At 69.7% G+C, this 17,782-nt stretch carries 22 protein-coding genes; 3 read left to right on the top strand and 19 right to left on the bottom strand.

Annotation, left to right across the window (positions count from 1 at the left end; translation table 11 throughout):
• Positions 1 to 60: 60 nt before the first annotated feature.
• From L3078_RS28200 to L3078_RS28115, 18 genes are all read right to left on the bottom strand, one after another.
• Complete coding sequence (locus tag L3078_RS28200) at positions 61 to 246, bottom strand: type Z 30S ribosomal protein S14 (RefSeq protein ID WP_049567381.1); 186 nt, start codon at positions 244 to 246, stop codon at positions 61 to 63.
• Positions 247 to 251: 5 nt separating this feature from the next.
• Positions 252 to 809 (bottom strand): 50S ribosomal protein L5, encoded by a 558-nt coding sequence (rplE, locus tag L3078_RS28195; protein ID WP_020135807.1) that lies wholly within the window; start codon positions 807 to 809, stop codon positions 252 to 254.
• A complete protein-coding gene (gene rplX, locus L3078_RS28190) occupies positions 809 to 1,132 on the bottom strand; it encodes a 50S ribosomal protein L24 (protein ID WP_033528346.1) in 324 nt (107 codons plus the stop codon). Before rplX ends, rplE begins: the two co-directional genes overlap by 1 nt.
• 2 nt (positions 1,133 to 1,134) lie before the next feature.
• Positions 1,135 to 1,503 (bottom strand): 50S ribosomal protein L14, encoded by a 369-nt coding sequence (rplN, locus tag L3078_RS28185; RefSeq protein WP_003998823.1) that lies wholly within the window; start codon positions 1,501 to 1,503, stop codon positions 1,135 to 1,137.
• Between the two features lie 112 nt (positions 1,504 to 1,615).
• Positions 1,616 to 1,903: a 30S ribosomal protein S17 gene (rpsQ, locus tag L3078_RS28180; RefSeq protein ID WP_006130775.1), complete on the bottom strand. Its 288-nt coding sequence runs from the start codon at positions 1,901 to 1,903 to the stop codon at positions 1,616 to 1,618.
• Positions 1,903 to 2,127 (bottom strand): 50S ribosomal protein L29, encoded by a 225-nt coding sequence (gene rpmC / locus L3078_RS28175; RefSeq protein WP_030671810.1) that lies wholly within the window; start codon positions 2,125 to 2,127, stop codon positions 1,903 to 1,905. Before rpmC ends, rpsQ begins: the two co-directional genes overlap by 1 nt.
• Positions 2,127 to 2,546, bottom strand: coding sequence for a 50S ribosomal protein L16 (gene rplP, locus L3078_RS28170; RefSeq protein ID WP_004927269.1), 420 nt, complete (start codon positions 2,544 to 2,546; stop codon positions 2,127 to 2,129). The genes rpmC and rplP overlap by 1 nt, the downstream gene beginning before the upstream one ends.
• Positions 2,547 to 2,551: 5 nt before the next feature.
• Complete coding sequence (gene rpsC, locus L3078_RS28165) at positions 2,552 to 3,379, bottom strand: 30S ribosomal protein S3 (RefSeq protein ID WP_030039758.1); 828 nt, start codon at positions 3,377 to 3,379, stop codon at positions 2,552 to 2,554.
• A complete protein-coding gene (gene rplV / locus L3078_RS28160) occupies positions 3,379 to 3,726 on the bottom strand; it encodes a 50S ribosomal protein L22 (protein WP_184904641.1) in 348 nt (115 codons plus the stop codon). Before rplV ends, rpsC begins: the two co-directional genes overlap by 1 nt.
• Before the next feature lie 42 nt (positions 3,727 to 3,768).
• Positions 3,769 to 4,050 carry a 30S ribosomal protein S19 gene (rpsS, locus tag L3078_RS28155; RefSeq protein WP_033528345.1) on the bottom strand — a complete coding sequence of 94 codons (282 nt, stop codon included), beginning with the start codon at positions 4,048 to 4,050 and terminating at the stop codon, positions 3,769 to 3,771.
• Between the two features lie 12 nt (positions 4,051 to 4,062).
• Entirely contained in the window at positions 4,063 to 4,899 is an 837-nt protein-coding gene (gene rplB, locus L3078_RS28150; protein WP_055517283.1) for a 50S ribosomal protein L2, read from the bottom strand.
• Between the two features lie 38 nt (positions 4,900 to 4,937).
• Complete coding sequence (rplW, locus tag L3078_RS28145; protein WP_239756732.1) at positions 4,938 to 5,357, bottom strand: 50S ribosomal protein L23; 420 nt, start codon at positions 5,355 to 5,357, stop codon at positions 4,938 to 4,940.
• Complete coding sequence (gene rplD / locus L3078_RS28140) at positions 5,357 to 6,016, bottom strand: 50S ribosomal protein L4 (RefSeq protein ID WP_215448528.1); 660 nt, start codon at positions 6,014 to 6,016, stop codon at positions 5,357 to 5,359. Before rplD ends, rplW begins: the two co-directional genes overlap by 1 nt.
• A 7-nt stretch (positions 6,017 to 6,023) precedes the next feature.
• Complete coding sequence (gene rplC / locus L3078_RS28135) at positions 6,024 to 6,668, bottom strand: 50S ribosomal protein L3 (RefSeq protein WP_005481233.1); 645 nt, start codon at positions 6,666 to 6,668, stop codon at positions 6,024 to 6,026.
• Positions 6,669 to 6,685: 17 nt separating this feature from the next.
• Positions 6,686 to 6,994 carry a 30S ribosomal protein S10 gene (gene rpsJ, locus L3078_RS28130; RefSeq protein WP_003948644.1) on the bottom strand — a complete coding sequence of 103 codons (309 nt, stop codon included), beginning with the start codon at positions 6,992 to 6,994 and terminating at the stop codon, positions 6,686 to 6,688.
• Between the two features lie 408 nt (positions 6,995 to 7,402).
• On the bottom strand, positions 7,403 to 7,690 hold the full coding sequence (locus L3078_RS28125) for a hypothetical protein (RefSeq protein WP_239756731.1): 288 nt from the start codon (positions 7,688 to 7,690) through the stop codon (positions 7,403 to 7,405).
• A 40-nt stretch (positions 7,691 to 7,730) separates the two neighbouring features.
• Complete coding sequence (locus L3078_RS28120; protein ID WP_239756730.1) at positions 7,731 to 8,459, bottom strand: YoaK family protein; 729 nt, start codon at positions 8,457 to 8,459, stop codon at positions 7,731 to 7,733.
• A 21-nt stretch (positions 8,460 to 8,480) separates the two neighbouring features.
• The gene (locus L3078_RS28115; protein WP_420864190.1) at positions 8,481 to 9,929 is read right to left on the bottom strand and encodes an NF041680 family putative transposase; all 1,449 of its coding nucleotides are present in this window, start codon (positions 9,927 to 9,929) and stop codon (positions 8,481 to 8,483) included.
• Between the two features lie 235 nt (positions 9,930 to 10,164).
• On the opposite strand from L3078_RS28115, the gene L3078_RS28110 reads away from it, so the two are divergent.
• Entirely contained in the window at positions 10,165 to 11,883 is a 1,719-nt protein-coding gene (locus L3078_RS28110; RefSeq protein ID WP_239756728.1) for an RNA ligase family protein, read from the top strand.
• A gap of 19 nt (positions 11,884 to 11,902) precedes the next feature.
• On the top strand, positions 11,903 to 14,731 hold the full coding sequence (locus L3078_RS28105; protein WP_239756727.1) for a poly(A) polymerase: 2,829 nt from the start codon (positions 11,903 to 11,905) through the stop codon (positions 14,729 to 14,731).
• Between the two features lie 13 nt (positions 14,732 to 14,744).
• Here L3078_RS28105 and L3078_RS28100 read toward each other — a convergent pair whose 3' ends face one another.
• Positions 14,745 to 15,572, bottom strand: coding sequence for a hypothetical protein (locus L3078_RS28100; protein WP_239756726.1), 828 nt, complete (start codon positions 15,570 to 15,572; stop codon positions 14,745 to 14,747).
• A gap of 120 nt (positions 15,573 to 15,692) precedes the next feature.
• Between L3078_RS28100 and L3078_RS28095 the strand changes: the two genes are divergently transcribed.
• Positions 15,693 to 17,723, top strand: a complete 2,031-nt coding sequence (locus L3078_RS28095) for an ATP-binding protein (protein ID WP_239756725.1) — start codon at positions 15,693 to 15,695, stop codon at positions 17,721 to 17,723.
• Positions 17,724 to 17,782: the final 59 nt, after the last annotated feature.

Raw genomic sequence — 17,782 nt, 5'->3', positions numbered from 1 at the left:
GGAGGGCGCCTGACACGCCCATTGCTTACCGAGAGCTTCGGGAATCCCTAAAAGACGGGATTACCAGGAGCTCTTGGTCACGCCCGGCAGCTCGCCACGGTGAGCCATCTCACGGAGGCACACGCGGCACAGGCCGAACTTGCGGTACACGGAGTGCGGACGGCCACACCGCTGGCAGCGGGTGTAGCCACGCACGGCGAACTTGGGCTTACGAGCAGCCTTGGCAATCAGAGCCTTCTTCGCCATCTCGCTCACGCCTCCTTGAAGGGGAAGCCGAGGTGACGAAGGAGCGCGCGGCCCTCAGCGTCGTTGGTCGCCGTGGTCACCACGGTGATGTCCATGCCCCGGGTACGGTCGATCTTGTCCTGGTCGATCTCGTGGAACATGACCTGCTCGGTGAGACCGAAGGTGTAGTTGCCACGGCCGTCGAACTGCTTGGGGGACAGACCACGGAAGTCGCGGATGCGCGGGAGCGCGAGCGACAGGGTGCGGTCCAGGAACTCCCACATGCGGTCGCCACGGAGCGTGACGTGGGCACCGATCGGCTGGCCCTCACGCAGCTTGAACTGCGCGATGGACTTGCGGGCCTTGGTGACGGCCGGCTTCTGACCGGTGATCGTGGTGAGGTCGCGGATGGCGCCCTCGATCAGCTTGGAGTCGCGGGCGGCGTCGCCCACACCCATGTTGACCACGATCTTGACGAGACCGGGGATCTGCATGACGTTCTCGTACTTGAACTCGTCACGCAGCTTGCCCGCGATCTCCTCGCGGTACTTCGTCTTGAGACGCGGAGTCGTGGTGGTAGCCATCAGATGTCCTCACCCGTCCGCTTGGCAACGCGAACCTTGTTGCCCTCGTCGTCGAAGCGGTAACCGACACGCGTGACGACCTTCTTGCCGTCCTTCTCCACGACCAGCTGGACGTTGGAGACGTGGATCGGGGCCTCGGTCGTGACGATGCCACCGGCCTGCGAACCGCGAGCGGTCGGGCCGGCCTTGGTGTGCTTCTTGACCCGGTTGACACCCTCGACCAGGACACGGTCCTCGCGGGGGAAGGCCGCGATGACCTTGCCCTGCTTGCCCTTGTCCTTACCGGTGATGACCTGGACCAGGTCGCCCTTCTTGATCTTCATGCTTACAGCACCTCCGGCGCGAGCGAGATGATCTTCATGAACTTCTTCTCGCGCAGCTCACGGCCGACGGGGCCGAAGATACGGGTGCCGCGAGGGTCGCCGTCGTTCTTCAGAATGACGGCGGCGTTCTCGTCGAAGCGGATGTACGAGCCGTCCGGACGGCGGCGCTCCTTGACGGTGCGAACGATGACCGCCTTGACGACGTCACCCTTCTTCACGTTGCCACCGGGGATCGCGTCCTTGACGGTGGCGACGATGACGTCACCGATGCCCGCGTAGCGGCGACCGGAGCCACCGAGCACACGGATGCAAAGGATCTCCTTCGCACCAGTGTTGTCGGCGACACGCAGTCGCGACTCCTGCTGGATCACGTCTATCTCCTGATTGTCTGCCGGTTCCCCAACGGGGCTGACGCGCTTTCATCAAACGCGGTAGCCCCGTTGGAGCCTGGCGGAACTGTCCTGCGGGTTTGCCCGCAGGAAATTACTTGGCCTTCTCGAGGATCTCGACGACGCGCCAGTGCTTCGTGGCGGACAGCGGCCGGGTCTCCATCAGGAGGACGCGGTCGCCGACGCCGGCGGCGTTCTGCTCGTCGTGAGCCTTGAGCTTGCTCGTGCTGCGGATGACCTTGCCGTACAGGGCGTGCTTCTTGCGGTCCTCGACGGCGACGACGACGGTCTTGTCCATCTTGTCGCTGACGACGATGCCCTCACGGGTCTTGCGGAATCCGCGCGCCTCGGTGTTCGTCTCAGTCACGTTGTTCTCGCTCATCAGGCGTTCTCCACCGTTTCGATGCCCAGCTCACGCTCGCGCATCAGGGTGTAGATCCGCGCGATGTCCTTGCGGACCGCCTTCAGACGGCCATGGTTCTCGAGCTGTCCGGTCGCCGCCTGGAAGCGGAGGTTGAACAGTTCTTCCTTGGCTTCGCGGAGCTTGTTCAGCAGCTCCTCGTCACCCAGCTCGCGCAGCTCGGACGCCTTGGTACCGGCCGACATCACGCTTCACCTGCCTCGCGCTTGACGATCCGGCACTTCATCGGCAGCTTGTGGGCTGCGCGAGTCAGGGCCTCACGGGCGATCTTCTCGTTGGGGTAGGACAGCTCGAACATGACCCGGCCCGGGTGCACGTTCGCGATCCACCACTCCGGCGAACCCTTACCGGAACCCATGCGGGTCTCGGCGGGCTTCTTCGTGAGCGGGCGGTCCGGGTAGATGTTGATCCAGACCTTGCCGCCACGCTTGATGTGGCGGGTCATCGCGATACGGGCCGCCTCGATCTGGCGGTTGGTCACGTACGCCGGCGTGAGGGCCTGAATGCCGTACTCGCCGAACGCGACCGTCGTACCGCCCTTGGCCTGACCACGGCGCTTCGGGTGGTGCTGCTTGCGGTGCTTGACCCTACGGGGGATCAGCATGTCGGTCAGGCCTCCGTTCCGGTGCTCTCAGCCGGAGCGGCGGCGGCGGGAGCCTCGGCCTTGGGGGCCTCGGCGCCGGCAGCCTGCTGCGGCTTGCGACCGCGCCGCTCGCCACCGCGGCCACCACGGGCCGGGCGGTCTGCACCGCCACCGCGAGCCGGGCGGTTACCCGCACGGGCGGCAGCGTTCTCGGCGCGGACCTCGGCGATGTTCTTGACGTCGCCCTTGTAGATCCAGACCTTCACACCGATGCGGCCGAAGGTCGTCTTGGCCTCGAAGAAGCCGTAGTCCACGTTCGCGCGGAGCGTGTGCAGGGGCACACGGCCCTCGCGGTAGAACTCCGAGCGGGACATCTCGGCGCCACCGAGGCGGCCACCGCACTGGATCTTGATGCCCTTGGCGCCCGCCTTCATCGCCGACTGCATGCTCTTACGCATGGCGCGGCGGAAGGAGACGCGGGAGGAGAGCTGCTCGGCGACGGCCTGAGCAACCAGCTGAGCGTCCGTCTCGGGGTTCTTGACCTCGAGGATGTTCAGCTGGACCTGCTTGCCCGTGAGCTTCTCGAGGTCACCGCGGATGCGGTCGGCCTCGGCGCCACGGCGGCCGATCACGATGCCCGGACGCGCGGTGTGGATGTCCACACGGACGCGGTCACGGGTGCGCTCGATCTCGACCTTGGAGATGCCGGCGCGCTCCATGCCGGACGTCATCATCCGACGGATGGCGACGTCTTCCTTGACGTAGTCCTTGTACAGCTTGTCGGCGTACCAACGCGACTTGAAGTCGGTCGTGACACCGAGCCGGAACCCATGCGGGTTTACCTTCTGGCCCATTACCGGGTTCCTTCCTTGCTGCTGACGACCACGGTGATGTGGCTGGTCCGCTTGCGGATCCGGTAGGCACGGCCCTGCGCACGCGGACGGAACCGCTTCAGGGTCGGGCCCTCGTCGACGTACGCCTCGCTGATGAACAGCGAGGAGGCGTCCGTGTGGTCGTAGTTGTGCGCGGCGTTGGCGATGGCGCTGTCCAGCACCTTGCCGACCGGCACGCTCGCGGCCTGCGGGGCGAAACGCAGGACCGCCTGAGCCTCCGTGGCGTCGAGGCCACGGATGAGGTCCACCACGCGGCGGGCCTTCATGGGCGTGACGCGGATGTACCGCGCCTGGGCCCTGGCTTCCATGGTTGTCCTTCCAGTGTCTGTCATGGTCATTCCACCCCGCTGTTAGCGGCGCTTCGACTTCCGGTCGTCCTTGACGTGACCCCGGAAGGTGCGCGTCGGCGAGAACTCGCCGAGCTTGTGGCCGACCATCGACTCGGTGACGAACACCGGAATGTGGGTCTTGCCGTTGTGCACCGCGATCGTGTGGCCGAGCATGGCCGGGATGATCATCGAGCGACGGGACCAGGTCTTGATGACGTTCTTGGTGCCTGCTTCGTTCTGGGCGTCCACCTTCTTGATCAGGTGGTCGTCGACGAAGGGCCCCTTCTTGAGACTGCGCGGCATCTAAACCCGCTCCTAGCGCTTCTTGTTCGTCTTGCGGCGGCGGACGATGTACTTGTTCGAAGCCTTCTTCGGCGAACGAGTACGACCCTCCTTCTGACCCCAGGGGCTGACCGGGTGGCGACCACCGGAGGTCTTGCCCTCACCACCACCGTGGGGGTGGTCAACCGGGTTCATCGCCACACCGCGGACGGTCGGACGGACGCCCAGCCAGCGCTTGCGGCCGGCCTTGCCCCAGTTGATGTTGCTCTGCTCGGCGTTGCCGACCTCGCCGACGGTGGCGCGGCAGCGCACGTCGACCAGGCGGATCTCACCGGACGGCATGCGGAGGTGGGCGTAGGCGCCCTCCTTCGCGAGCAGCTGCACGGAGGCACCGGCGGAGCGGGCGAACTTGGCGCCGCCACCGGGACGGAGCTCGATCGCGTGGATCGTGGTACCGACCGGGATGTTGCGGAGCGCCAGGTTGTTGCCCGGCTTGATGTCGGCCCCGGGACCGTTCTCCACGCGGTCACCCTGCTGCAGGTTGCGCGGGGCGAGGATGTAGCGCTTCTCGCCGTCCGCGTAGTGCAGCAGCGCGATGCGCGCGGTGCGGTTGGGGTCGTACTCGATGTGCGCGACCTTCGCCGGCACGCCGTCCTTGTCGTGACGACGGAAGTCGATGACACGGTAGGCGCGCTTGTGTCCGCCACCCTGGTGGCGAACGGTCACACGACCGGCGTTGTTACGGCCGCCCTTGCTGTGCAGGGGGCGGACCAGCGACTTCTCCGGCGTGGACCGCGTGATCTCGACGAAGTCGGCGACGCTGGAACCACGACGGCCCGGCGTAGTCGGCTTGTACTTGCGGATTCCCATTTCTCAGTCCTCGTCCGATATCGGACGATCCGACCCGCTTACGCGGTCGGACCGCCGAAGATGTCGATACGGTCGCCCTCGGCAAGGGTCACGATCGCGCGCTTGCTGTCGGCACGCTTGCCGAAGCCCGTGCGGGTCCGCTTGCGCTTGCCCTGGCGGTTGATCGTGTTGACCCCGGTGACCTTGACCGAGAAGACCGCCTGGACGGCCTGCTTGATCTGGGTCTTGTTGGCGCCGGGAGCCACGATGAACGTGTACTTGCCCTCGTCGAGAAGCGCGTAGCTCTTCTCCGACACGACCGGCTTCAGCAGCACGTCACGGGGGTCCGTGAACGCCTTGCTGGGCGCGGTGACGACGGTGTTCTTGCCCTCGGCCTCGTGGCGACGCGCCTTGGCGACGCGCGCGGCCTTGGCGGCCTTGGCCGCCTTGGAGGCGATGGAGGGGTGACGGATAGCCATCAGCCTTCAGTCCCTTCGGTGTCGTTGGCCTTGTTCGGGCCGGACACGAAGGACTCCAGGGCGCCCTGGGTGAAGACCACATCGTCGGAGACGATCACGTCGTACGTGTTCAGCTGGCCCGGCTCCAGGATGTGGACCTGGGGCAGGTTGCGGGCGGAGAGCCACGCGGCCTCGTCGGCACGCTCGACGACCAGGAGCAGGTTCTTGCGCTCCGAGATCTTGCCGAACAGCGACTTGGCGGCCTTCGTGGAGGGGGTCTCGCCCTCGATCACGCCGGAGACGACGTGGATGCGGTTGTGGCGGGCCCGGTCGGTGAGGGCGTGGCGCAGGGCCGCGGCCTTCATCTTCTTCGGGGTCCGCTGCGAGTAGTCACGCGGCACGGGACCGTGCACGACGCCACCACCGGCGAACTGCGGCGCGCGGGTCGAGCCCTGACGGGCGCGGCCGGTGCCCTTCTGCCGGTACGGCTTCTTGCCGCCACCACGGACTTCGCCGCGGGTCTTGGTCTTGTGCGTGCCCTGACGGGCAGCCGCGTTCTGCGCGACGACGACCTGGTGGATCAGCGGGATGCTGACCTTCTCCACGCCGAAGATCTCCGCGGGGAGTTCGACGCTTCCGGTCTTCTCGCCGGCAGGCGAAAGGATGTCAACAGTGCTCATCGGTACCTCAGGCCCCCTTGGCCGCGGTGCGGACCAGGACGAGGCCGCCGTTCGGACCGGGAACCGCGCCCTTGATGAGCAGCAGACCCTTCTCCGCGTCAACGGCGTGGACGGTCAGGTTCTGGGTGGTGACCCGCTCGTTGCCCATGCGACCCGCCATGCGGAGGCCCTTGAACACACGGCCCGGGGTGGCGCAGCCACCGATGGAGCCGGGAGAGCGGTGCTTGCGCTGGGTGCCGTGACCGGCGCCGAGGCCCTTGAAGTTGTGACGCTTCATGACACCGGCGAAGCCCTTGCCCTTGCTCTTGCCGGTCACGTCCACCTTGACGCCGGCCTCGAAGACCTCGGCGGAGATCTCCTGGCCCAGCGTGTACTCGGAGGCGTCCGCGGTGCGGATCTCGACGAGGTGGCGGCGGGGGGTGACGTCGGCCTTGGCGAAGTGGCCCTTGAGGGGCTTGTTCACCTTGCGCGGGTCGATCTCGCCGAAGGCGATCTGGACCGACTCGTAGCCGTCGACATCGTTCGTACGGACCTGGGTCACGACGTTGGGGCCGGCCTTGACGACGGTGACCGGAACAACACGGTTGTTCTCGTCCCACACCTGCGTCATGCCGAGCTTCTCGCCCAGGATGCCCTTGATCTGCTTAGCCATTCTCAGCTCACCGACCCTCAGAGCTTGATCTCGATGTCGACACCGGCCGGGAGGTCGAGTCGCATCAGAGAGTCAACGGTCTTGGGGGTGGGGTCGAGGATGTCGATCAGGCGCTTGTGCGTGCGCATCTCGAAGTGCTCGCGCGAGTCCTTGTACTTGTGCGGCGACTTGATGACGCAGTACACGTTCTTCTCAGTGGGCAGCGGCACCGGGCCCGCGACCGACGCACCAGTGCGGGTCACCGTCTCGACGATCTTCTTCGCCGAGGAGTCGATGACCTCGTGGTCGTAGGCCTTGAGCCGGATGCGGATCTTCTGTCCCGCCATGGCTACTCAGTAGTCCTTTGTCTCGTTTAACGCTCTGGAACCCGGTGTTCCGTCACCCGCTCCTCCGACCCACGCGGTCGGGCGTGTCGCGCTTCCGCTGACACAGATGCCCCTTGTTCGAGCATCCCCAGTCCGGGAAACACGGCCCTTCCGGTACCGCGAGCCGGGGGCGGAAGCCCACCGGGTGCCTGGTCGGCGCCGCACCTTGCTTCCCGAAAGATTCCCGTACGTCCGCTCCAGCGCTGCCCATGGGGCAGTTGGGGCGACGAGTACTGTGGGACTCGCTTCCGGTCCTCCCGGCGGGAGGCGCGCAGCATCAACACTCGACCGAGCAACCCCGCTAGTCTGCCATACGGCGCAGCGCCTCCGCCAATCGAGCCGGAGAGATTACCCCGAGAGTGACGGAGGTCAAACCCGCGAGCCGTCGGGGCAGTCCGGGGCAGCGGCATCGGCGCCGTGCGAGGCATCGGCATCGGCGTTCGCCGGGGCGTCGTCCGGGGTGTCCGTCGCGCGATCGGGATATATGAAGCGGGCCGCCAGGCTGATCGCCCCCAAGGACGTCAGCGCCAGCACGGTCCGCATCCACCGCATCCCTCCGGTCCAGTCCTGGGGCACGCCGAGGGCCGCCCAGAGGACGCCACTGATCCCGGCGAGTGCGAGAACGGCGCCGATGAGGCGGCTCACTGGAAGACTCATGCGTCCATGATCCACAGCAACTTCGCGGCGGTGTACTGATTCAGCCGGACTCCGACGGCTCCGGCGCACGCCCCCGCGGCAGCACCCAGGAGCCCGCGCCCAAGGCGAGGACCAGCGTGGCGGGGATCAGCAGAACCAGCGCCGGGTGCACCTCCACCCGCACCAGCAGCCACGCGCCCAGCAGGCCCCCGGCGAACATCGCGCCGACCGAGGCGAGGCGGCGGCCTTCGTCGGCGGGGCCCGAGCCGATGCGGGTGTCCGGGTGCGGGGCCAGGCCGCCGAGGAGGGCGGTCAGGGCGCGGGTGGACACCGTGGTGGGCAGGTCGGGGACGCGGGCCCGCAGGGTGGTGATGTTGCGCATGCCCATGGCGACGGCGACCAGGGCGATCACCACGTGGTGCGGGCCGTCGGTCAGGGCGCCCGGGGTGTCGAGGCCGGTGCGCCAGGCGACCAGTCCGCCCAGTCCCAGCAGCACGGCCTCGACGATCAGCGCGGGCCCGAACCAGCGGCGGCCGTGCGCGTCCACGCCGGACTCGAAGCGGGAACCGAGCACCGCGCCGACCACGAACCCGGCGAACGAGACGCCCGAGGCGGCCGGGGACAGCCCGGCGGCACCGGTGAGCGCGAAGGACAGGAAGAGGAGGTTGCCGGTCTGCACGGCGGTGAACACCGGGCCGAGCACCAGGAAGCTGACGGCCTCGATCATGCCGGTCGTCACCGTGAGCACCACCATGATCGAGGTGAGCCCGACTCCCGCTCTGGGCTTCATACCCGGACCCTAGCTTGATCTTTAACCTGTGCGGCGGGGTCGTGGGTTCTCTGACTTCTTCGTTCGCTGTTTCGTAGTGCCGGGTTTGCGGACGGTGTGCACGTCGTGGCGCGGGGTGGGCCGGGTGTTCTTGCGTCCGGGTGGTCGTCCCGGGCCGGGTCGGGAGGGTTTCGGTGCTTGGGCGGGGCAGGCCGCCTGCGGGCGGAGGTGCCGAAAGTCGCGGCGGACGCGGGCAGGGGTGAGTCTGTTCGGCGGGCTCGGTTTCTCCCACGGCCGGCGCAGGTCGGCCGCCAGTGGGCGGGCCAGCCGCAGCTGGGTGTAGACGGCGAGGATCAGCCAGGTCCACCGGTCAGCCGCCTCAGGAGTACGGACCTTCGGGCAGGTCCAGCCCAGGGTCTGCTTGAACAGCCGGAAGGTGTGCTCGATATCGAAGCGTCGCAGGAAGACCTGCCAGAGCAGGTCGACCTGGGTGTCGGTCGCGTCGGTGCCCGACCACCACAGCCACACCGGCTTCGGCCTCGCGCCGCTGGGCAGGTACTCGACCTGCAGACGGATCACCGTGCCCTCGATGACTGGCAGAGCGCCCAGCTGGGAGACCCATGCGGAGCGGTGAGTCAGCCGGGGGTGGAGCCGGTCCCAGGCTCTGGCGATGGCTGTGCCATACAGACGGGTATCGGTCACGGTCGCCGCATCGGGAGTGTTCCAGGTGGCAGGGTTGCCGAAGACGAACTCGCCGCCGTGGCGGGGCGGACGGCCCCGGGTGCCCGGCTCTCGGGGCGGCGCCGCCCGGCGCAGGACCCGGTCCGAGCGCATCCGGCCCAGCACCTGCACCGGCAGATCCTTGAGAAGGTAGGCCAGCCGGGGCACGTCGTATCCGGCGTCCACCACGATCAGCACGTCCGGGTCGCCGTCCTTCCACTGTCCGGCCGCCATCAGCCGCTCGGTCAGCTCACGCAGCTGCCGGGCGGTGACCGTGGCAGCGTCGTCGCCCGGCACCAGACGCAGCGCGTCCAGCGGCGCGGTCCATGAGCTGCGGCCCGCTTCCAGCGCACAGACCACCGAATACGGCCAGCCGGGGACGGGGATGTGCTGGTCCTTGCCGCGTCCGTAGGTGTGGCACAGGATCCGCTCGGGTGAGGTGTGAGCGTCGGGGCGCAGCCAGCAGGTGATGTCGGCCGCCAGCACCAGCCGGCCGTCCGCCGCCCGCGGAAGCGGCACCGTGGCCAGTGCCCGCCGCAGCCGGGCGATGTCCACCCGGCCCGCGGCCAGGGCGCCATACAGCCCGCCGTGTCCACGGCGATGCTCGCCCACCAGCGACAGCTCCACCAGCGAGCGGATTGGGCCATCCGCACACAGCACCGCGTCGGCCAGCTCGAACAGCGCATCCGAACGCCTGGTCAGGCAGGAGTAGAACTCGCCCCGGAAGCGTGACAGTTCCGCCAACGGCTCTCGCCGGGCATCGCGATGCAGCAAACTCACCCTCACGGCCTTCGTGCTGGACGTGTGTGTTCCTTGGTCGGAGCACATGTTCAGCCGAGGGCCGCTTTCGTGTACGGCAGTTACCGGACCGAGTGATCAAGTTCGAGACATCATTCGATGCTGGACGTTAAAGATCAAGCTAGTCCGCGCATAATCCGCTCGCCCACCCCCGAGCCCCGCTCCTACGCTGATCAGGTAAGTCGGCCGGCACGGGGGAACGTCCATCATGCGCACGCACTATCCGCGGACCCGGCATCTGCCCTGGTCCCCCGGCGCGACCGCCGACGATCTGCGGGTCACCGACCTGTCCGGCCTGCGCGGCCGCGAGGTCGTCGTGTCCGAGAAACTCGACGGCGAGAACACCACGCTGTACCGCGACGGCCTGCACGCCCGCTCACTGGACTCCGCGCACCACCCCTCCCGTACCTGGGTCAAGGCGCTCCAGGCCCGGATCGGCCACGCCGTCCCGCCGGGCTGGCGGGTGTGCGGCGAGAACATGTTCGCCCGCCACTCCCTCGCCTACGACGACCTGGACAGCTGGTTCTACGGCTTCTCGGTGTGGGACGCGGACGGACGCTGCCTGGGCTGGGACCGGACGGTGGACCTGCTGCGCGGTCTCGGGATCCCCGTGCCGCGCGTGCTGTGGCGGGGCGTGTTCGACGAGAGGGCGCTGCGCGCGCTGCGGCTGGACCTCGGGCGGCAGGAGGGGTACGTCGTCCGGGTCGTGGACGGTTTCGCCGCGGACGAGTTCGGCGCGCGCGTCGCCAAGTGGGTGCGGGCCGGGCACGTGCGGACGGACACCCACTGGATGCACGCGGCCGTCGTGGAGAACGGGCTGGGGGCGCGTGCGCCGCTGTGGGCGGTGCGCTCCGGCGCGCCCGCGGACGCCGACGCGCTGGCGAAGGCCGTCGGACTGCCCGGCGAGGGGGACGGGGAGGCGGTGGCCCGCTTCGACGCGGAGGGGCGCACCGGGGACGAGCGGCTCGCCGGCGTCCTGGCCGCGCTGCTGCACGGGCACGCCCCGGGCGGCCGGCGGGCCCGGGTGGCCGCGCGGCTCGCCGGGGCCGTGGGCATGCCGCTCGCCCGTCGGGTGGCCGACCTCGTGGGGCTGCACTCCGCGTTGCACCGGCCGTACCCGGACGAGGACCGCCCCACCGGCCTGGCGCGGCTCTCCCTCGCCGCCGATCTCGGGCTGCTGCACGCGGTCGCCCGCGCCACGGCGGCCACGGACGAGGCCCGCGAGCAGGTCGAGTGGTCGGCGCTGCACGCCGAGGAGGTAAGGGGCCTCGACGAGGGGGCCTTGGCGGAGGCGTTCGCCGAACTGCCGACCGAAGCGGCCGTACGGTGCCGGGCCGAGGCACGGGAGGCGTACGCGCGGGGGCGCATCGGTGGGTTCACTGGGCGTGGGGGCGGGTTCGCCGGGGGCGGAGGCGGGCCCACGGGCGAGGCCGTCGCGGCGACGTGGCGGTGGCGGTCGGGGGCCTTTCCGAGGCTGGTCCAGCTGGTGGGTCCGGCCGGCAGCGGCAAGAGCACGTTCGCGCGAGGGCTCACGGGTGCGGACGCGTATGTGTCGCTGGACGATCTGCGCGAGGCGCGCGGCGACCGGGCCGACCAGCGCGCCAACGCGGACGTGCTGCGCGCGGGGCTCGACCGGCTGGACGGGGCGCTGGCCGCCGGCGGGACCACGGTGTGGGACGCCACCTCGCTCACGCACCAGCAGCGCTCGCTGGTCCACGCGGTCGCCCAGCGCCGCGACGCCCTGGTCACCCACGCCGTGGTCCTGGTCGACGAGGACGAGCTGGTCCGCCGCAACGGCCGCCGCGAGCACCCCGTGCCGCCGGACGTGCTCACCGCCCAGCTGCGCCGCTTCGCCCCGCCGTATCCGGGCGACGCGCACCGCACCTGGTACGTGGGGGCGAGCGGGACCATAGAGGACGAGCACTGAGGAAGAGGGCTGAGGAACCGTGCGGACGAGCGAGGAGATCTACCACCGGGTGCGCTGGGACGCGCGCTTCGACCCGGCCCGCTTCGTGCTCGGCGTCCTGCAACGGAACGCCGCGCCCAAGCGGGTCCCGCTGCCCGCGTTCGTGCCCGGCGGCGAGATCCCCTGGCACCGGGTGCTGTTCTTCGAGGCCGACGGCGAGCTGGTCTGGGACCGCTCCACGGGCGTGGACCGGATCGACGCCACGGACGCGGGGCGCGTACGGGAAGCGCGTCTGCTCCGGGCGCCCTTCTTCACGGCGCGCACGCCGCACACGTGGGACGGGGAGCACTGGACCCCCACGCGCGCACCGCGAGGACTCGCCTCGGCATCCGTACGGGTGCTGACCTGGAACACCCTCTGGGACCGCTACGACGCCGACCTCATCGACAGCGCCCGGCGCAGACCCCTGCTGATGCGGGCGCTGCGCGACGCCGACGTGGACGTGATCGCGTTGCAGGAGGTCGAGGCGGAGCTGCTGACGATGCTGCTGCGCGAGCCCTGGGTGCGGGACGGCTGGACGCTGGGGACGGACCCGCGCGGACGGGACGTGGACGCGTGCGGTCTGCTCCTCCTCAGCCGGTTGCCGGTCCGCGAGGCGGCGTTCCACACGCTGGGCCCGCACAAGGCGGTGACGGCCGTGGTCGTGGAGACCGGCGCACGCCCCCTCGTCGTGGCGGGGACCCACCTGAGCAGTGACCACTCCGCGGACGGCGCCGGCCGCCGGGCCGCCGAACTGGCGCGTGTCGCCGAGGGGTTGGCGGGTCTGGACGCCGATCTGCTGGTGCTGGGCGACTTCAACGACGGCGGTGACACGCCACAGACGACCCTCGGTATGCGGGACGCGTGGAGCGAGACGCACGGCCCCGCCGACGCGACCCCGACCTTCGACCCGGTCGCGAATCCGCTGGCCGCGGTCTCGTCCCTGTCGGGACGGGCGTCCCGGCTGGACCGGGTGCTCGTGCGCGGGGAGGGGCTCCGGGTGGCAAGCGCCGAGCTCTACGGAGACGCGCCGACGCCGGAGGGGCTGCACATCTCGGACCACTACGGGGTGCGGGCGGAGGTGACCCCGGACGCCCCGGGCACGGACACCCCGGCCACAGGCACCCCCGCGCGCCTCGACGTGCGGCCGACGGCCCGTACGGCGCTGGCGTGGCTGCCGCCCGAGGAGCTGTGGCCGCCGCTCCAGGAGATCCGCCGCGACCACGACCCGCAGATCCACCGCTGGCCCCCGCATGTGAACGTCCTCTTCGGCTTCGCACCGGAACACGCCTTCGACGAGGCGGCCGCGGTGCTCGCGTCGGCGCTGACGACTGGGACGGTCCCGTTCGACGCCCGGCTGGAGGGCGTGCATTGGTTCGGCCACCGGGACGACGCGACGGTCTGGCTCGACCCGGCGGCGGCCGGCGAGGGACCGTGGGCCGACCTGCACGGCACCCTCGTACGCCACTTCCCGCGCTGTCGCGGCCGGCACGAGGGCTTCACCCCGCATCTGAGCCTGGGCCGCACCACCGACCCGAACACGTTGGCGACGGCCTGCGCGGCCCGGCTCACGCCCCTGTCGGCCAGGGTCGGCGAGCTGGCACTGCTGTCGAGGCGCGGGGACGAGCCGATGCGGGTGCGGGCGACGGTGAGCCTGGGGACGGGAGAGGTGCGGTGGTGGGAAGAGCCGACGCCGTACGAGGTTGAAGGGGTCGGTGAGGACAGCGGCACCGACCTCGCCGTGGCCGACCGGGTCGCACGCCTCGTGGCGGACGCGCTCCCCGACGGTGTCGTGCACGTCGTCGGCTCGCGGCGGATGGGCTGTGCGCTGCCCGGCGCGGATCTGGACCTGGTGGCGGCGCTGCCCGGCTCGGTCGAACTTCCCTCCATACAGGCGCAGTTGACCGAGTCCCTGCCCGGGGCGGGCGGCATGCGCGAGGTGGTCGGAGCCCGTGTACCCGGCCTCCGGCTGCGGCTGGACGGCCTGGACGTCGACCTGGCGGTGGTGGCGACCGGCGCGATGGATCCCGTCGAGGCGGTGGCCCGGCGGGCCGAACTGGGCGAGGCGGCGGCGATCGCGCTCAGCGCGGTGAGCGACGCGGAGGCGGTGTTCACCTCGGTGGGCACCCACGGACCGGCGTTCGCCCGGCTGGCCCGGCTGGCCCGGCAGGTCAAGGCGTGGGCGAGGGCCCGGGGCCTGGACTCGGCACCGTTCGGCGGGCTGCCGGGCCTGGCGTGGTCCGTGCTGGCGGCCCGCACGGTGAACGAGGCAGGCGACCTGCCCCCGGCGGCCCTCCTCCGGCACTTCTTCGCGACGTGGGCGGCGTGGGACTGGCGCGAGCCGGTGGGAGAACTCGACGGCGTCGCCGCCGGGGCCCTCACTGTCGCCACCCCCTCCGCCCCGGTCCGTTCCTGCACGGACCAGGTCACGGAGGGCATGCGCGACCTCATCACCCAAGAGCTGTTCCGCGCCTGGGAGTTGCTGGAGGAAGACGGCTCGTTCCCCGCCCTCCTCGCCCCTCCCCCGCTCCACCGCCGCCACGCGGCCTGGGCGATCGTGACGGTGGAGGGCGCCCGGGGCGGAAGCGCTGACGAGGGCCGGGTCCGGGGCAGGATGCGGGCCCTGATCACGGACCTCGCCGAACTGGCCCCCGACTGCCACGCCTGGCCCCGCCCCTTCACCACGACCCCCGCCCGCTACGCCATCGGCCTGGGGCAGACCCCGCCGACCACCGACGAACTGACCGCCGTGGCGGAACGCCGGCTACGCGGTCTGGCGGGAGTCACGCTGACGCGGGCGGAGGGCGGCGAGGTGCCGACCCTGTACTGAGGGGCCGGGTCGGTCAGCGCACGTCGACGTAGTTCGCCGGGCTGGTGGCGGCGGCGGTCGTCGAGTTGCCGTAGTACACCCAGCGGTAGAAGCCGTCGGCGGAGGCGTTGACCGTGGTCTTCAGAGCACCGGTGCTGCCGGTGGTGACCTTCTTGACCGTCTTGAACGAGGTGGCGTCCGAGGCGCGGTACTGGAGGCTGACCGTACGGCCGCTGTAGCCGCCGTACTTCTTGGTGCTCCAGTTCGCCCGGGTCAGCTTGCCCGTGACGGTGACCTTCTTCCCCTTGGCGACCGTCTCCGGCGTGGCCGCGCCGGTGGCTTTGGCCGCGCGCTTGAGCTGCACGGTCTTGGACCGGGTCTCGTACTCCTCGGTCTTGAGACCGCCGTTGGACTTCCACAGGCGCAGCGCGACGGCGACCTTCCAGGTCGTGGCGGCGGCGTTGGTGTCGACCTGCCTGCGACTGGGGTGCGGGTCGATGTGGAACTCACCCTCGCAGCGGGCGTGCTTCGCGTCGATCTCGAAGCAGGTGTAGATCCCCGGGCCTATGTAGCCGTCGCCGGTGTCGACGGCCGTCTTCAGTTTGCCGCGGTAGATGAAGGGGTGCGCGGTGTAGCCGGAGGGCTTGGCAGTGGTCTGCCCGGTCGGCAGGGCGATGTTGAAGGAGATCGGAGGCGCCACCTCCTTCGACGTGCCGACCACGATCGGCTTGCCCTTGTTGATGACGATGTCCGACACGGTGATACCGGTGTCCGCCGCGTTCGCCGCCGGCGCGTTCAACACCGAAAGCCCTAGCGCCCCCACGAGCGCGGCCACCGCGACGGTCCGTCTGCCTGTCTTCATTCACACCTCTTCGAACAGATGCTCTCATTAGGAGGCGGCAGGGTACCAAGAGTGATCTCGCGGCGATTTCCCTCGTCAAACCCACGGGAGAGGGCAGACTTTGCCCTCGATCAGGGATGCATGGCAGAACATGAAAGAACCGGAGAAACCGACGTCATGGTGAAGGTGCGGCTGGAGACCAGTCGGGAACACGTCGCCGAGCTGGCGCGGCTGCGCGATCCGATCGGCGCGGTCGAGGAGCTGATCTGGAACAGCGTAGACGCCGACGCCGGGCACGTCGTCGTCACGCTGGAGCGCAACGACCTGGGCGGCGTGGATCGGGTCAGCGTCCAGGACGACGGCAGCGGGATGTCGGCCGAGCACTGCGAGGAGTACTTCCGGCCGATCGGCGCCTCCTGGAAGAAGCGCGCGCAGGGCAGCCCGGTGAAGAAGCGCGCCCTGCACGGCAAGAACGGGCGAGGCCGGGTGCGTGCCTTCGCCCTCGGCATCCAGGTCCGCTGGACCAGCGTCAGCGACGCGCTCGGGGGCCGACAGCAGTTGGTGATAGAGGCGGACCGGCGCTCGATGGACGAGTTCGACATCGGCGACCCGGAACCCACCGACGATCCGACCGGCACGCTCTTCGAGGCGTTCGGCGGGGACGAGCAGTTGGACATCCTCGCGGAGGACCGGGCCCGCTCATCGCTCACCACGGCCTTCGCCACGTACCTGGAGAAGTACCCGGACGTCCGGATCGAGTACGACGGCCAGGACCTCGACCCGGCTGCCGAGCAGTCGCACGTCAGCGACTACGACCTGCCTTCCCCCGCCGCTCGGGGCGGCCTGAGGGGCGACCCCGCACGCCTGAAGGTGGTCGAGTGGCGCAAGCCGGTCACCCGCGCGCTCTTCCTCTGCGACGGCGAGGGCATGTCGCGAGGGCAGCTCAAGCCGGGCATCCAGGCCCCGGGCTTCGAGTTCACGGCGCATCTCAGCTGGTCCGGCTTCGACGACGTCGACTCCGAAGACCTCGCCTTCACCGACTGGGCGCCGCACGGACCGCTGGCCGAAGTCCTCACCACGGCCCGTGACCGGCTCAAGGCTCACTTCCGCGCACGCGTCGACGAACGACGACGGGAACAGGTCGCGCAATGGCGTCGGGAAGGCATCTACCCGTACGCGGAGCAACCCGCCGACGCACGCGAACGCACCGAGCGCGAGACGTTCGACGCGGTGGCCACGACCGTCTTCCGTCACCTGCCCAAGTCCACCGGAACGCGCAGGACCACGTTCGCCCTGCTTCGGTCCGTGCTCGCCCACGAGCCCTCGGACGTCCTGCGCATCGCCGAGGAGCTGTTCAGCCTTTCCAAGCAGGAACGGGAGCAGCTCAACCGACTCCTCGACCGCACTCCCTTGTCAGCTCTGCTCAAGGCCTCCACGGCCGCGACCAGTCGGCTGGACTTCCTGGCGGCTCTGGAGCACCTCGTCTTCGACCCCCACGCCAAGAAGCGCGTGAAGGAGCGCTCCGAACTCCACCGCATCCTGGAGAACGAGTGCTGGATCTTCGGCGAGGAGTACGGCCTGCATGTGAGCGATAGAAGCCTCACCGAGGTTCTGCGGAAGCACTGCCACCTGCTGGGCCGCGAGCAGCCGGCGGGCCCTCCCGTGCTCCGGCCCGACGGGCGCCAGGGGATTGTCGACCTCATGCTGTCGAGAGCGTCCCGGCACCGGCATGACGAACGGCACCACCTGGTGGTCGAACTCAAACGCCCCGGCCTCACCCTGGGATCGGGCGAGTTCGAGCAGCTCAGCAGCTACGCACAGGCCGTCCGGAAGGACGACCGGTTCCGGGACACCCGCACCACATGGGACTTCTGGCTGGTCGGAAACGACATGACGGACACGCTGCGCGAGCTGTCCCACCAGCCTCACAATCCCCCCGGATGCGCCCTGAACCAGCCGACGTACCGGATCTGGGTCCGCACCTGGGGCGAACTCGTCCAGGACTGCGAGGCTCGGCTCCGCTTCTACGGGCAACAGCTGGAGTACCAGTCCTCCACCGAGCACGCCATGGACTACCTGGTCCGCAACCACGGCGACGCGGTGGCGGAACTGGTCGCCGACGGGACGGTTCCGGGCCCTCGGAGTACCGGCGTCGCCGAGGTCACACAGTGAGGGTCTGACCGGCCACGAACAGTAAGGGCATGGTGATGCTGGGGAAAGTATCGTTGTCG

Source organism: Streptomyces deccanensis, from assembly GCF_022385335.1.
Classification (GTDB): domain Bacteria; phylum Actinomycetota; class Actinomycetes; order Streptomycetales; family Streptomycetaceae; genus Streptomyces; species Streptomyces deccanensis.
Note: the sequence above shows the minus strand (reverse complement) of the source record. Positions and strands in the feature narration are given on the sequence as shown.